At 68.9% G+C, this 14,392-nt stretch carries 12 protein-coding genes; 5 read left to right on the top strand and 7 right to left on the bottom strand.

Annotation, left to right across the window (positions count from 1 at the left end):
- Positions 1-578: 578 nt before the first annotated feature.
- The 3 genes from ACIBO8_RS08125 to ACIBO8_RS08135 are packed head-to-tail and all read right to left on the bottom strand — an operon-like array spanning position 579 to position 1,937.
- The gene (locus tag ACIBO8_RS08125; RefSeq protein ID WP_396114395.1) at positions 579-905 is read right to left on the bottom strand and encodes a DUF3140 domain-containing protein; all 327 of its coding nucleotides are present in this window, start codon (positions 903-905) and stop codon (positions 579-581) included.
- Entirely contained in the window at positions 895-1,101 is a 207-nt protein-coding gene (locus tag ACIBO8_RS08130) for a DUF2945 domain-containing protein (protein WP_396114396.1), read from the bottom strand. Before ACIBO8_RS08130 ends, ACIBO8_RS08125 begins: the two co-directional genes overlap by 11 nt.
- A 20-nt stretch (positions 1,102-1,121) precedes the next feature.
- A complete protein-coding gene (locus ACIBO8_RS08135; protein ID WP_396114397.1) occupies positions 1,122-1,937 on the bottom strand; it encodes a class I SAM-dependent methyltransferase in 816 nt (271 codons plus the stop codon).
- 399 nt (positions 1,938-2,336) lie between these two features.
- On the opposite strand from ACIBO8_RS08135, the gene rpsA reads away from it, so the two are divergent.
- The 5 genes from rpsA (at position 2,337) to ACIBO8_RS08160 (ending at position 10,910) form a co-directional block, all read left to right on the top strand.
- Complete coding sequence (rpsA, locus tag ACIBO8_RS08140) at positions 2,337-3,854, top strand: 30S ribosomal protein S1 (RefSeq protein ID WP_396114398.1); 1,518 nt, start codon at positions 2,337-2,339, stop codon at positions 3,852-3,854.
- 771 nt (positions 3,855-4,625) lie between these two features.
- Positions 4,626-5,834: a dephospho-CoA kinase gene (coaE, locus tag ACIBO8_RS08145; RefSeq protein WP_396114399.1), complete on the top strand. Its 1,209-nt coding sequence runs from the start codon at positions 4,626-4,628 to the stop codon at positions 5,832-5,834.
- Positions 5,835-6,247: 413 nt separating this feature from the next.
- The gene (gene uvrB / locus ACIBO8_RS08150) at positions 6,248-8,380 is read left to right on the top strand and encodes an excinuclease ABC subunit UvrB (protein ID WP_396114400.1); all 2,133 of its coding nucleotides are present in this window, start codon (positions 6,248-6,250) and stop codon (positions 8,378-8,380) included.
- A gap of 52 nt (positions 8,381-8,432) precedes the next feature.
- A complete protein-coding gene (locus ACIBO8_RS08155) occupies positions 8,433-9,407 on the top strand; it encodes a GNAT family N-acetyltransferase (RefSeq protein ID WP_396114401.1) in 975 nt (324 codons plus the stop codon).
- Positions 9,408-9,914: 507 nt separating this feature from the next.
- A complete protein-coding gene (locus ACIBO8_RS08160; protein WP_396114402.1) occupies positions 9,915-10,910 on the top strand; it encodes a TerC family protein in 996 nt (331 codons plus the stop codon).
- Here ACIBO8_RS08160 and ACIBO8_RS08165 read toward each other — a convergent pair.
- The 4 genes from ACIBO8_RS08165 to typA all read right to left on the bottom strand — a co-directional run bounded on the left by ACIBO8_RS08165 (position 10,896) and on the right by typA (position 14,317).
- Positions 10,896-11,369, bottom strand: coding sequence for an SRPBCC domain-containing protein (locus ACIBO8_RS08165; RefSeq protein WP_396114403.1), 474 nt, complete (start codon positions 11,367-11,369; stop codon positions 10,896-10,898). The two genes, ACIBO8_RS08160 and ACIBO8_RS08165, sit on opposite strands and share 15 nt — an antisense overlap.
- Before the next feature lie 10 nt (positions 11,370-11,379).
- Complete coding sequence (locus tag ACIBO8_RS08170) at positions 11,380-12,024, bottom strand: dihydrofolate reductase family protein (protein WP_396114404.1); 645 nt, start codon at positions 12,022-12,024, stop codon at positions 11,380-11,382.
- Entirely contained in the window at positions 12,021-12,365 is a 345-nt protein-coding gene (locus ACIBO8_RS08175; protein ID WP_396114405.1) for an ArsR/SmtB family transcription factor, read from the bottom strand. The genes ACIBO8_RS08170 and ACIBO8_RS08175 overlap by 4 nt, the downstream gene beginning before the upstream one ends.
- Positions 12,366-12,451: 86 nt before the next feature.
- Complete coding sequence (gene typA, locus ACIBO8_RS08180) at positions 12,452-14,317, bottom strand: translational GTPase TypA (protein WP_396114406.1); 1,866 nt, start codon at positions 14,315-14,317, stop codon at positions 12,452-12,454.
- Positions 14,318-14,392: the final 75 nt, after the last annotated feature.

Genomic DNA, 14,392 nt, shown 5'->3' on the forward strand with positions numbered 1-14,392 from the left:
ACGTCAGACCGCACGGATCTGCCCACGGCGCAGCCTCGCCCGCCGGCCCACGTACCCCAGCCCGTCGCCGCGCGCCCAGCTCGACCACATCCTGGTCCACCCCCGGCGCGAGGCGGGTGACGGCAGGCTCACGGCGCAAGGCAAGCTGACAGCAAGCTCGCGGCTCGAAGCGGGTGTAAAAGGCAGCCCGCGGCCCGAGGCGGGTGGCTGCAGTCTCGCGGCCCGGTGATTGCAGTCTCGCGGCCCGGTGAGGCAGTCTCGCGGCCCGGTGACAGCAGGCTCGCGGTCCGAGGCGGGTGACAGCGGACTCACGGCGTGAGGCCCGGGGACAGCAAGCTCGCGGCCCGAGGCGCGGTGACCGCAGAAGGTGCCAGGGAGTCAAGCCGCGGACTCCTGTCGGTCAGAAGCGAGCGGCGACTCATGCGCAGCTGTGCCTGACAGGCGGCGTGACTTCCCGCGTCCTCGGCGGTCGCCGGCGAGTTGCCCGTAGTCGGCGGTGAATAGGAATCGACCGCCCGATCGGAAGCTGACCGCATGCCCTGGTGGCTGAACCGGCTGGCAAGGGCGGCGCACCCGGCCTACTTCTTCAGCGGGTCGTGACCCCAGTTCATCAGCGAGTACCGCCACTTCGTGTCCTTCACGTCCCCGGACGGCCGCTGGGCGAGGTGGCGGTGGACGTACCCGATCACCTTCCGCATGTGCTCCTCGTCCGCCTCCTTCAGGTCCGCCTTCTTCGTGTGCAGGATCTGAATGATCTTCCGGCCGCTGTCGTGCCCGACCGACTCGCCGCCACCGGCGGACTTCTGGCCCACCTTCTGCGACTCGTCCGTCTCGAGCCACTTCGAGAGCTCCGCCGCGGTCATGTTCACCGCGTCCTTGAACTCCGCGTACGTGTCACTTGTCATCCTTCAGTGCCCCCGGCTTGTGGACTGCTGTGGCTCCGGTCTTCTTGCTCTTGACCTTGTACTGGGGTTCGTCCTTGGAGGCGTTCACCGTGCGGCCGGATTCCTCCGTGCGGGACGTGATCTTCTTCTCCACCGTGCCGTGCACCTGCTGGCCGTGGCTGCTCCAGGTCACTTCGTCGCCCTTTTTCAAGCTCATGACCTGCAGGTACCCGGGGGTCAGGGCAAGTAACTGACGAATATGGCGGTGCCGGGGAAGAGCCTGCCGCGCAGCGGGCTCCACTGGCCCCAGATCTGGTCGTGGCCCTCCGGCCACTCCGGTTCGATCAGGTCGGTGAGCACGAATCCGGCGGCCACCAGTTCGCGGATGCGGTCGCCCAGGGTCCGGTGCTGTTCCACGTACGTCGGGTTTCCGGCGGCATCCTGCTCCACGTAGGGCCGGCGGTCGAAGTAGGGGTGGATCGCCAGCAGGCCGTCCTCGCCCGGGTCGTCGAGGAAGATCCACCGCATGGGGTGTGTGATCGAGAACACCCACTTGCCTCCGGGGCGGAGCACGCGCGCCACCTCCCGCATCACCGCCTCCGAGTCGGCGACGAACGGGATGGCGCCGAACGCCGTGCAGACCACGTCGAACGCCGAGGTCGCGAAGGGCAGTGCGAGGGCGTCCGCCTGCACGAGCGGTACCCGTACCCCCGAACGGTCCGCAGCCTCCTGCGCATGGCGCAGCATGCCTCCGCTCAGATCCATCGCGACCACCTCGGCGCCCTGGCCGTCGAGCCAGCGCGCCGCCGAGGCCGCACCGCAGCCGAGCTCGAGCACGCGTTTGCCGCGCACGTCGCCCAGCAGGCGCGCGTCGGCCTCGCGCAGACCCTCCGGGCACCAGACGAAATCCACGTCGCCGAGGAAGGCTCCGTGTTCCTCCTGGTAGTCGTCCGCGTCCAGATCCCACCAGTGCCGGCTGGCCACGCGGCTCTCGGCGTCGGTCACCGCCCGGCGCAGCGTCGCGGCCTGGGTGGTGGGTTGTCCTTCGGTCACCGGGTCACCGTACGGGGGGAGTACGACACTTCCGGGGGCGGGAGCCGGGCTCCGTCCGTACCGTTGAGAGGCGGGACGGACGACGCTCCCAGGCGTAGAAATGGCACAAAACGGGCTTGATGGTGGGTTTCCCGAGAACAATGTGCCTCGGTCCGCAGGAGGGCTTGCAACCTGTGGTAATGCGCACGGTAAGCTAGTCGATGCGCTCGCGGATCGTGTGCCTCGGCAGGGAGCAGGTTCCGCAAGTCGTCGGTCCCAGCATGATCCTGCTCGCTTGATCGCCCTCGCTTGATCGCCAAGCTCCAGCGTCGTGATCACCGGTTGTTCGTGCTGTGCCCGGCGGCAGTTCCGCGGCGCGCAGAGACACCACGAAACCATCCGTTCGGAGCAACAGTCCACATGACGAGCAGCATCGAGGCCACCTCGAGCGCCAACAAGGTCACGGTCGACGATCTCGGCTCGGAGGAAGCTTTCCTCGCAGCCATCGACGAGACCATCAAGTACTTCAACGACGGCGACATTGTCGAAGGCACCGTCGTCAAGGTCGATCGGGACGAGGTCCTGCTCGACATCGGCTACAAGACCGAGGGCGTGATCCCCTCGCGTGAGTTGTCGATCAAGCATGACGTGGACCCCGCGGAAGTGGTGTCGGTCGGTGACCACATCGAAGCCCTCGTCCTCACCAAGGAGGACAAGGAAGGCCGCCTGATCCTCTCGAAGAAGCGCGCGCAGTACGAGCGCGCCTGGGGCACGATCGAGAAGATCAAGGAGGACGACGGCGTCGTGCGCGGCTCCGTCATCGAGGTCGTCAAGGGCGGCCTCATCCTCGACATCGGTCTCCGCGGCTTCCTGCCGGCCTCGCTGGTCGAGATGCGCCGCGTGCGCGACCTCCAGCCGTACGTCGGCCGGGAGCTCGAGGCGAAGATCATCGAGCTGGACAAGAACCGCAACAACGTGGTCCTGTCCCGCCGTGCCTGGCTCGAGCAGACCCAGTCCGAGGTCCGCACCGAGTTCCTCAACAAGCTCCAGAAGGGCCAGGTCCGCAAGGGCGTCGTGTCCTCGATCGTCAACTTCGGTGCCTTCGTGGACCTGGGTGGCGTGGACGGCCTGGTGCACGTCTCGGAGCTCTCCTGGAAGCACATCGACCACCCGTCCGAGGTCGTCGAGGTGGGCCAGGAGGTCGAGGTCGAGGTGCTCGACGTCGACCTGGACCGCGAGCGCGTCTCCCTGTCGCTGAAGGCGACCCAGGAGGACCCGTGGCGCCAGTTCGCCCGGACCCACGCGATCAACCAGATCGTGCCGGGCAAGGTCACCAAGCTGGTTCCGTTCGGCGCCTTCGTCCGCGTGGACGACGGCATCGAGGGCCTGGTGCACATCTCCGAGCTGGCCGAGCGGCACGTCGAGCTGCCCGAGCAGGTCGTCCAGGTCGGTTCGGACGTCATGGTCAAGGTCATCGACATCGACCTCGAGCGTCGCCGGATCTCGCTCTCGCTGAAGCAGGCGAACGAGAACTTCGTGGAGGGCGAGGAGCACTTCGACCCCACCCTCTACGGCATGGCGGCCACCTACGACAACGAGGGCAACTACATCTACCCGGAGGGCTTCGACCCGGAGACGGGCGAGTGGCTCGAGGGCTTCGACAAGCAGCGCGAGGCGTGGGAGAAGCAGTACGCCGACGCCCGCGAGCGCTGGGAGGCCCACACCAAGCAGGTGCAGGCGTCCCGCGAGGCCGACGCCGAGGCCGCGCTCAACCCGGCCCCGGCCGGCGGCGTGACCACCTCGTCGTCGTCCACCTCCACCTCCACCTCCACGAGCACGTCGGCCCCGGCGCGCGCCGGGGAGGAACCGGCCGGCACCCTGGCCACCGACGAGGCCCTCGCTGCTCTGCGCGAGAAGCTCGCCGGCGGCAAGAGCTGACCACGGCACCACAGCTCGCCGGTCCCCGGACCGGCGAGCCGTAGTCCGGCTTCGAGAAACCCCGCTCCTCCGGCTCCGGTCGGAAGGGCGGGGTTTTTCATGTACGGCGTCACGGGCCCCGGGAAACAGCGGCGGAAAGGGATCAGGTTCGGCGCACCCGCCGGGCCCGCGCCCTCAGGCCATGGATCAGGTTCGGTGCCGGCGCCCGGCCAGCGCCGCCACGTCATGCCGGACGTGCCGCTGGCCGAATTTCCGCATAGCCGCGGTGGGGTGGATCTGTTCGGTGCAGGTGCTGAGCACGCGCCACCAGGTCTATGAAACGGGGCCGAGATCGAGCTCCGTCTGCCCGCTGCGCCGTCAGGCCCTGGGCCTTGGTAGCCCGTTTTCGTTTTCGCCGGCCTCCGCGCCGGGTTGTCCGTGGGTCCGGCGTGGGTTGGGCTTTGTGGCCTTGTTCTTGGGCGGTTTCGCGGGGTGGTCCGTGGGTCCGGCGTGGGTTGGGCTTTGTGGCCTTGTTCTTGGGCGGTCTCGCGGGGTGGTCCATGGGCCCGGCGTGGGCTCGGCTTCCTCGCCTCGTTCCGTCGGCCGTCGGACTGGGCTGTCTAAAGGCCAAGAGTGGTGGGCTGGGCTTCGCGGCTCGTTTCGTCGGCGGGCGCGACTGGCTGTCCACAGGCTTGGGTCAGTGGGGTTGACCGGTCGGGCGGGGCGCCGGGTTGTCCACAGGCCGGCGGGGTCGCACTGACAGGATCCAACCGCGCCCGGGATACTGGGCCGATGCTCAGGGTGGGGTTGACCGGCGGGATCGGCGCCGGCAAAAGTGCTGTCTCGCAGCGGCTGCAGCAGCTCGGTGCGGTGATCATCGACTCCGACCGGCTGGCCCGGGAGGTCGTCGCCGCCGGCACCGAAGGGCTGGCGGAGGTCGTCGCCGCCCTTGGCCCCGACGTGCTCGGTGCCGACGGTGAGCTCGACCGGCCCGCTCTCGGCGCTCGCGTCTTCGGCGACGAGGCCGCCCGCCGCCGGCTGGAAGGCATCATCCACCCCCGGGTGCGCGCCCGCACGATCGAGCTCGCCACCGCCGCGCCGCCCGACGCGATCGTGGTGAACGACGTCCCGCTGCTCGTCGAGGTGGGGCTCGTGCCCACCTTCCACCTCGTGATCGTCGTCGACGCGGCCCCCGAGGTCCGGATCGCCCGGCTCGTCGCGACGCGGGGCATGACCGAGGCGCAGGCCACCGCCCGGATCGCCGCCCAGGCCTCCGACGCCGACCGGCGCGCCGCGGCCGACGTGATCATCGACAACAACGGTGGGCTCGACGAGCTGACAAGCCAGGTGACGGCGTTGTGGCGGGAGCGGCTCCTGCCGTACGAGAAGAACCTGAGACTCCGCCGGTCCGCGCCCGCCGGGACCGCCCTGCGGCTCGTACCCCCGGGTCCGACCTGGCCGCGGCAGGCGGCCCGCCTGATCGCCCGGATCAACCATGCGCTGCGTCCGGCACTCGGCCACGAGGCGGAGCTCTGGCACATCGGCTCCACGGCCGTTCCGGACCTTCCGGCCAAGGATGTGATCGACCTGATGCTGGCGGTCCCCACCCTCCAGCACGCCGACAAACTCACCGATGCGCTGGCCGACGCGGGTCTGCCGCCGCGGGAGGGGGAGTGGTTCGACAACGCACGGGGCCTACCCGGCCAGACGTGGCCGAAGCGGCTGCACGGGAGCGCTGATCCGGGCAGGTCGGTCAACCTTCACGTCCGCGTGGCCGGCTCACCCGGCTGGCGCTTCGCACTGCTGATGAGGGACCACTTGCGCGCGGTCCCCGAGGCGCGGGAGGAGTACGCGGCGATGAAGGAGCGGTGGGCGGCCGCACATGCGGACGTCGAAAGCTACGCCACGGCGAAGGAGCCTTGGTTCGATGCGGAGGCGGCCGCGGCGGAGGCGTGGGCGGAGGAGACGGCGTGGCAGCCGCCGGCCCGTGACGGGGGCTGAGGGAGATGGCATGGCGCCCGCGCCGGCTTGGGACGGGGCTGAGGGAGATGGCATGGCGCCCGCGCCGGCTTGGGACGGGGCTGAGGGAGATGGCATGGCGCCCGCGCCGGCTTGGGACGAGGCCTGAGGGAGACGGTGAGGGGCGCTCGCGGCGGCCGGTCGACGCTGTCGCGTGACCTCTCGAGATGCGCTCTCCGGCAGCGTGCCGGGGCTGCAGTCTCCGTCCCGGCCGTGGCGCCTCGTGGTGGGCGCCGGGTCGTCCGGGCGGCCGCCGCGAGCGGCCTACCCGACCAGGGTAGAGGTGCCCGCGAACGCCGGACAATGCCTGGTGACGGACAGATTGTGCACCCTGCGAACACCGGCTCGACGCAGCCCGCCGGAACTTGTCATACCCTCGACGTACGGTTGTCCCCATGGCGCTCGACATCCCACGACTCGACGGCACCTTCAAGGTCGTCAGCGAATTCCAGCCGGCCGGTGACCAGCCCACGGCCATCGCCGAGCTGGAGCGCCGGGTGCGCCGCGGCGACCGCAGCACCGTTCTTCTCGGCGCCACCGGCACCGGTAAGAGCGCGACCACCGCGTGGCTCATCGAGAAGCTGCAGCGGCCGGCGCTCGTGCTCGCCCCCAACAAGACCCTCTGCGCGCAGCTCGCCAAGGAGTTCCGCGAGCTGATGCCGCACAACGCCGTCGAATACTTCGTCAGCTACTACGACTACTACCAGCCTGAGGCGTATATCGCTCAGACCGACACCTACATCGAGAAGGACTCGTCGGTCAACGAGGAGGTCGAGCGGCTGCGCCACTCCGCGACGATGTCGCTGCTGACCCGCCGGGACGTGGTCGTGGTGGCCACCGTCTCCGCGATCTACGGCCTGGGCACGCCGCAGGAATACCTCGACCGCGCGGTGAAGGTGAAGGTCGGCGAGGAGCTCGACCGCGACAAGCTGCTCCGCCGCCTTGTCGACATCCAGTATTCGCGTAACGACATGGCGTTCCAGCGGGGCACCTTCCGGGTCCGGGGCGACACCCTCGAGATCATTCCGGCGTACGAGGAACTGGCCGTCCGGATCGAGCTCTTCGGTGACGAGATCGAGAAGCTCTACTACCTGCACCCGCTAACGGGCGAGATCGTGCGCGAGGTGGACCAGCTGGTGATCTTCCCGGCGACCCACTACGCGGCCGGCCCGGAGCGCATGGAGCGCGCCATCCGCGACATCGAGGCGGAGCTGGCCGAGCGCCTCGCGGAGCTCGAACGGCAGGGCAAGCTGCTGGAGGCCCAGCGCCTGCGCATGCGTACGACCTATGACATCGAGATGATGCGCCAGGTCGGGTTCTGCAACGGCATCGAGAACTATTCGATGCACATGGACGGCCGGTCGTACGGCGACCCGGCGTACACGCTGCTCGACTACTTCCCCGACGACTTCATCACCGTCATCGACGAGTCGCACGTGACGATCCCGCAGATCGGCGGCATGTACGAGGGCGACGCCTCGCGCAAGCGCATCCTCATCGAGCACGGCTTCCGGCTGCCCAGCGCCGCCGACAACCGGCCGCTGCGCTTCGACGAGTTCCTCGAGCGCGTCGGCCAGATGGTGTTCCTGTCCGCCACCCCCGGCCCGTGGGAGCTCCAGCAGTCCGGCGGCGAGTACGTCGAACAGGTCATCCGCCCCACCGGCCTGGTGGACCCCCAGGTCGTGGTCAAGCCGACCAAGGGCCAGATCGACGACCTGATGCACGAGATCAAGGAACGCACCGAACGCGACGAACGGGTCCTCGTCACCACCCTCACCAAGAAGATGGCCGAGGACCTCACCGACTACCTCCTCGAGAACGGCATCCGGGTCCGCTACCTGCACTCCGAGGTCGACACGCTGCGGCGCGTCGAGCTCCTCAAGGAGCTGCGTAAGGGCGACTACGACGTCCTCGTGGGCATCAACCTGCTCCGCGAGGGTCTCGACCTGCCCGAGGTATCGCTGGTCGCAATCCTGGACGCGGACAAGGAGGGCTTCCTCCGCAGCGGCCGCTCCCTCATCCAGACGATCGGCCGCGCGGCCCGCAACGTCTCCGGCGAGGTCCACATGTACGCCGACAAGATGACCCCCTCGATGCGCGACGCCATCGAGGAGACGGACCGCCGCCGCGCCAAGCAGATCGCCCACAACGAGGCCAACGGCATCAGCCCCGAGCCCCTCCGCAAGAAGATCCACGACATCCTCGACGACATCTACCGCGAGGCGGAGGACACCGACACGGCCATCGGCGGCCACGGCCCCGGCGGTCACGTGGTCGGCGGCGCGGGCCGGCAGATGTCCCGCGGCAAGGGCCCGGTCCCTGAGACCCGCTCGAAGGCCCGCGGCTCGTCGGCCCCGGCCCGCGAGGGCATGGCCCGAGCCGAGCTGGCCCAGCTGATCCAAGACCTGAACGACCAGATGCTGGGGGCGGCCCGCGAACTGCAGTTCGAGCTGGCCGCCCGCATCCGCGACGAGGTGGCGGAGCTCAAGAAGGAACTACGAGGAATGGACGTCGCCGGAGTGAAGTAGCGAGCACGGCCGCCCCCAGCGGCGGTGAGCGGTTCTCACTACGCTGTCGCACGTGTCGCTGGATGGCGTTGCGTGGACCGTCGCGCCCCTTGGTGTGGCGGAGGAGTTGACCGGGCTCGCCCGGCGGTGCCTCGATGCCGATGGCGGGCTGCCGCTGTCCGCTGATCCCGGCTTCCTGCGGCGTCGCTGGACCGGGGACGCAGTGGTGAACCTGCAGGCGCGCACGACGGACGGCAGGCTCGTCGCCGCCGGGGCGGTCCGGCCTGCGGCACCTGCCCGGCGTGCGGCGTTCGAGTCCGGGTCGGCAGCCGAGCCTGGTCCGGCGGCGGTCGGCGCACCCACCTCGCCGCAGCCTTACGTCGGTGGAAGCGGTGCCACGTTCGTGGGCTTGGTCGACCCGGCATTTCGGTCGTGCGGGCTGGGCGCGCGGCTCCTGGATCGGGGGCTGGCCGAGGGAGAGCGGCTGGGCGGGACCGTCACCGTGGAAACCGAGTCGCTGACCAATGCGGCCCTCGAATTGTTCGCCGGCCGCGGACTGCGCCAGGTCTTCGCCGAGGATGTGCTGCGGTTCGATCTGGGGGCTCGGCGCGTACCCGAGGTGGGTTGGCCGGACGGCACCACCGTGAGCGAATGGTCGGACGCTGATGCGCAGCGGTTTTTCCGGGTCTATGACGCGGCTTTCCGGGAGCGGCCCGGCTTCCCGGGGTGGACCGCGGGGGAGTGGATCGCGGACCTCGTCGACGACGACGATTTCCGGCCGGAATGGTCGTTGCTCGCTTCGCTGCCGGGTGCAGGGGACGCGGGGTTCGTGACGGCGGCAGTCGGGTGGATCGTCCAAGTCGGTGTCGTGCCGGCCGCTCGGGGGCGAAGGCTGGGCGCAGCGCTGGTCACGGAGGCCTTGCGGCGGATGCGTTCGGGCGGGGCCGCGGAGGCGTGGCTCGACGTCAACGTCGACAACCCTGCGGGGACGCTGTACCGGCGCCTGGGCTTTGAGGATCGTGGACGACGGGCCCGGTTCCAGTCCTGATGACCCGGCGAGATTCAACCGGCCGTCGCCACCGGGCGGTCAGGTCGTCCCCGCGATCGAGGGCGTCCCATACCGCTCTCGTGTCCGCCCGGTGGTGGAGCAGTGAGCTAGCCTCCTAGGACGACCTACACGGTGTGAGCAAGCAGCACGCGCACGCCCGCCGCGGCCCGTGTGAGCCACAATGCCGAGCGCGCGGCCGCAGACCTGCCGCCTAGCTGCCTCTGACGCCCTTTCAGGAAGCTACGTCACCATTCCGGGAGAGACTGGACACGATTGTCCGGGGTCGTGTGTCGCACCGGCGCCGGATGGGAGACAATGGCTCGCGTAGGAGGGGAGTATTCCTCTGCGCCGGTCTCGTCAACACGGTCAGCCCCGCGAGGGGTGTGCCCGGGGCCGGTGGTCTTCGCCCGCCGGGTGGAGGCGGAAGAGACCTCCGACAGTCGCACGTCACCGCTTTCGGACCCCCATTCCGGTGCGGTGATGAACCGTGTCTGCCGGAGGTCCTCGTTGATCGTCTCCACGTGGGTTTGGCTCGTTACCCTGGGCGCCCTTGTCGTCATGCTCGCCGTCGATCTGCTGATCGTCGGGCGTCGGCCGCACGAGCCGTCGATGCGGGAGGCCGGGGGGTGGGTCGCCTTCTACATCGCGCTGGCTCTGGCGTTCGGGGTGGGGTTGTGGGTCGCCGCCGGGGGAACGCCTGCGGGGGAGTTCTTCACGGGTTGGCTCACCGAGTATTCGTTGAGTGTCGACAACCTCTTCGTGTTCATGATCATCATGGCGCGGTTCAATGTGCCCCGGCAGTTCCAGCAGAAGGTGCTGCTGATCGGGATCGTGCTCGCGCTGGTCATGCGGGGGGCGTTCATCGCCGCGGGGGCCGCTCTGATCCAGCAGTTCTCGTGGGTGTTCTACATCTTCGGGGTGTTCCTCGTGTACACCGCGGTGACGTTGCTGAAGAACGGTGAGAGCGACGAGGACGACTTCAAGGAGAACATCCTCATCCGGTGGGCCAAGCGGGTGTTCCCGCTGTCCAGTTCCTTCGACAGCGGCCGGATGACGGTGGTCACCGACACCGGGCGGCGGCTGTTCACGCCCCTGCTCATCGTCATGATCGCGATCGGGACCACCGACCTGATCTTCGCGCTGGACTCCATTCCGGCGATCTTCGGGATCACCAAGGAGCCGTACCTGGTGTTCACCGCCAACGTTTTCGCGCTGATGGGGTTGCGGCAGCTCTACTTCCTGCTCGGCGGGTTGCTGGAGCGCCTGATCTACCTCAACATCGGGCTGGCTTTCGTGCTTGCGTTCATCGGGGTGAAGCTGTTCCTCGAGGCGCTGCACACCAATTCGCTGGCGTTCATCAACCATGGCCACGGCGTGCACTGGGCGCCGGAGATTCCGATCTGGCTCTCGCTTCTCGTCATCCTCGGCACCCTGGGTGTCGCCACGGTCGCGAGTCTCGCCAAGTCGTCCCGCGACCAGAAGAAGGAATTACTGAAGGCCTGACGCCAGGTACTTGCCCAGAGCCTCGAGCAGGCCCCGCGTGCCTTGCTCGCGGTTCGGGCCGTCGGCCCAGAACTGGTCGAAGAAGACGCCGTGCTCGACGTGCGTGAACCGGGTGCCCTCGTCGATCGGCTCGAACTCCAGCGACGCCACCGACGTCGACATGTGGGTCCCGTCGATCCACATGTCGTACGTCGTGACGATGCGGATGTGCTCGACGATGTCGGTGTACGTGGCCTCGTACCGCGAGACCGGCCCTCGGTGGAACTTGCCCTCGGCGACGTCGCGTCCGCCGACGCGGAAGTCGAACGCCCACTCGCGGGGTTCGATGGCGTCGCCGGCACCCCACCAGGCGAGTTTCTGGTCCTCGTCGGCGAACGCGTCCCATACGCGCTCGACGGGAGCGGGGTAGTCGCGGGTCAGGGTGAACCCGGCGCGGGCGAGTCGGCGTTCGATCGTCATCCGGGGAGTCCTATCGCGTGAAGGTGACATGGGTCGTGCCGCTCTCGGCCACTTCGGTCGTCACCTTGTGGCTGAGGTCGAGGCCGCGCAGGTCGTCCCACAGCCGGATGCCGCGGCCGAGCAGAACCGGGGCGATCATGACGTGCAGGTGGTCGACCAGGCCGGCGCGCAGGAAGGCGCGCGCGGTGCTGACCCCGCCGCCGACGCGGACGTCCAGGCCGCCGGCCGCCTCGGTCGCCTCGGCGAGCACGTCCTCGATGGCGGTATTGCGGAAGTGGAATGTCGTGCCGCCCGGCATCGGGATCGACGGGCGCGGCGCGGTGTGTGTGAGGACGTAGACCGGGGTGCCGAACGGCGGCTGGTCGCCCCACCAGCCCTTCCAGTCCGGGTCGTCCGGGAAGGTGTGCAGGCCGAACATGGCCGCGCCCATGATCTCGGCGCCGATGCCCTCGAAGTGCGCGGCGGCGTACGAGTCGTCGACGCCGGTCGTGCCTTTGCCGCTGGTGTCGCCGAAGACGCGCTCGTGGAACGTGCGGGTCGCGGTGTAGGCCGCCGTGAGGCGTCCCCAGTCCTCACCCATCGGGCTCTGCGGGGACTGGCCGGCCGAGGTGTAGCCGTCCAGCGAGGCGAACAGGTCGATGCGAACGCGGGTCATGTCGGGTTTCCTTCTCCTCTGGTGCGGGTCAGGTGGATGCCGAGCCGGTCGGCTTGGCGTTCCGCCGGGGTTCGTTGCTCGTCGAGCCACAGGTGCAGGACGTCGAGGGCGCCCGGTCGCAGGCTCACGGTGCGGACGCGTCCGTGCTTCTCCGACGTCACCAGCCCCGCGTTCTCGAGGACGCGCAGGTGCTGCATGAGCGACGGCAGCGCCATCGAGAACGGTGCCGCGAGATCCGACACGACGGCCGGGGACCGGGCCAGTCGTTCCACGACGGCTCGGCGCGTCGGATCCGCGAGAGCGCGGAGCACGGCGTCGAGCTCGTCGTGATACTTAGGCACGCACCTAACTATTGCGGAAGAGCAGGGAGAGGTCAACAAAAAACGCGGGTACGGTGCCGAGCACCGTACCCGCGCTTCTGTGGCCTTTACTGCTGGTGCTTGCGCCGAGCCGCAGCCCGGCCACGGGTCTGCTGGTCGAGCACCACCTTGCGGATGCGTACGGCCGCCGGGGTGACCTCGACGCACTCGTCCTCGCGGCAGAACTCGAGGGCCTGCTCCAGCGACAGCTTGCGCGGCGGGATCAGCTTCTCCGTCTCGTCGGCGGTCGACGAGCGCATGTTGGTGAGCTTCTTCTCCTTGGTGATGTTGACGTCCATGTCGTCCTGGCGGCTGTTCTCGCCGACGATCATTCCCTCGTACACCTCGGTGGTGGGCTCCACGAAGAGCTGGCCGCGCTCCTGCAGGTTGGTCATGGCGAACGCGGTGACCACGCCGGCGCGGTCCGCCACCAGCGAGCCGTTCTGGCGCGTGCGCAGCTCGCCGAACCACGGCTCGTAGTCCTCGAACAGGTGGTGCATGATGCCGGTGCCGCGGGTCTCCGTCAGGAATTCCGTACGGAATCCGATGAGGCCGCGGGCGGGCACCAGCCATTCCATGCGCAACCAGCCAGTGCCGTGGTTGATCAGCTCTTCCATCCGGCCCTTGCGGGTGGACAGCAGCTGGGTGATCGCGCCCATGTACTCGTCGGGGGCGTCGATGGTCAGCCGCTCGACCGGCTCGTGCAGCTTGCCGTCGATCGTCTTGGTGACGACCTGCGGCTTGCCGACGGTCAGCTCGTAGGACTCCCGCCGCATCTGCTCGACCAGGATCGCGAGGGCCAGCTCGCCACGGCCCTGGACCTCCCAGGCGTCCGGGCGCTCGGTGGGGAGGACCCGCAGCGACACGTTGCCGACCAGCTCCTTGTCGAGCCGGTCCTTGACCATGCGGGCCGTCACCTTGCCGCCCTTGACCTTGCCGACCAGCGGCGACGTGTTGGTGCCGATGACCATCGAGATGGCCGGCTCGTCGACCTGGATCAGCGGCAGCGGCTGCGGGTTCTCCGCGTCGGCCAGCGTCTCACCGATCATGATGTCGGCGATGCCGGCGACCGCCATGATGTCGCCCGGGCCGGCGCTCTCGGCGGGCTTGCGCTCCAGGCCCTCGGTGATCAGCAGTTCGGAGATCCGTACGTTGCTGATCGTGCCGTCGGTCTTGCACCAGGCGACGGTCTGGCCCTTGCGGATGGTGCCCTCGTGCACGCGGCAGAGCGCGAGACGCCCGAGGAACGGCGAGGCGTCGAGGTTGACGACGTGCGCCTGCAGCGGCGCGCCCTCGGTGTAGGTCGGCGCCGGGATGGTGTCGAGGATCGTGCTGAACAGGACCTCGAGGTCGGTGCTGTCCTCCGGGACGGTGCCGTCCTTGGGCTGGGTCAGCGAGGCGATGCCGTCGCGGGCGCAGGCGTACACGATCGGGAACTCGATCTGGTGCTCGTCGGCGTCGAGGTCGAGGAAGAGCTCGTACGTCTCGTCGACGACCTCCTTGATCCGGGCGTCCGGCCGGTCCACCTTGTTGATCACCAGGATGATCGGCAGCTTGGCGTGCAGCGCCTTGCGGAGCACGAAGCGGGTCTGCGGGAGCGGGCCCTCGGAGGCGTCGACGAGCAGCACGACGCCGTCGACCATGGTGAGGCCGCGCTCGACCTCGCCGCCGAAGTCGGCGTGGCCAGGGGTGTCGATGATGTTGATGGTGACGGGCTCGCCGTCGGCGGGGCGGTAGCTGATCGCCGTGTTCTTGGCGAGGATGGTGATGCCCTTCTCCCGCTCCAGGTCCATGGAGTCCATGACGCGGTCGGCCATCTCGCCCCGCGCGTGGGACTGGCTCCCCTGGCGCAGCATGGCGTCGACCAGGGTGGTTTTGCCATGGTCGACGTGGGCGATGATGGCGACGTTGCGTAGGTCGGTGCGGGTCTGCATACCCCCATTGTCCTTGGTCTCGGTTGCCGTCGGGCCCCGGGGCTCACTCTGCGGAGCCGGATGTGCCTGTCATCC

The sequence above is a fragment of the Actinoplanes sp. NPDC049681 genome, assembly GCF_044465265.1.
GTDB lineage: Bacteria > Actinomycetota > Actinomycetes > Mycobacteriales > Micromonosporaceae > Actinoplanes.

Coding starts and splice junctions, on each gene's coding strand:
- rpsA (WP_396114398.1), top strand. CDS start 2,337: ATGACGAGCAGCATCGAGGCCACCTCGAGCGCCAACAAGGTCACGGTC.
- ACIBO8_RS08170 (WP_396114404.1), bottom strand. CDS start 12,024: ATGACCCGCGTTCGCATCGACCTGTTCGCCTCGCTGGACGGCTACACC.
- ACIBO8_RS08130 (WP_396114396.1), bottom strand. CDS start 1,101: ATGAGCTTGAAAAAGGGCGACGAAGTGACCTGGAGCAGCCACGGCCAG.
- coaE (WP_396114399.1), top strand. CDS start 4,626: ATGCTCAGGGTGGGGTTGACCGGCGGGATCGGCGCCGGCAAAAGTGCT.
- uvrB (WP_396114400.1), top strand. CDS start 6,248: ATGGCGCTCGACATCCCACGACTCGACGGCACCTTCAAGGTCGTCAGC.
- typA (WP_396114406.1), bottom strand. CDS start 14,317: ATGCAGACCCGCACCGACCTACGCAACGTCGCCATCATCGCCCACGTC.
- ACIBO8_RS08125 (WP_396114395.1), bottom strand. CDS start 905: ATGACAAGTGACACGTACGCGGAGTTCAAGGACGCGGTGAACATGACC.
- ACIBO8_RS08165 (WP_396114403.1), bottom strand. CDS start 11,369: ATGACGATCGAACGCCGACTCGCCCGCGCCGGGTTCACCCTGACCCGC.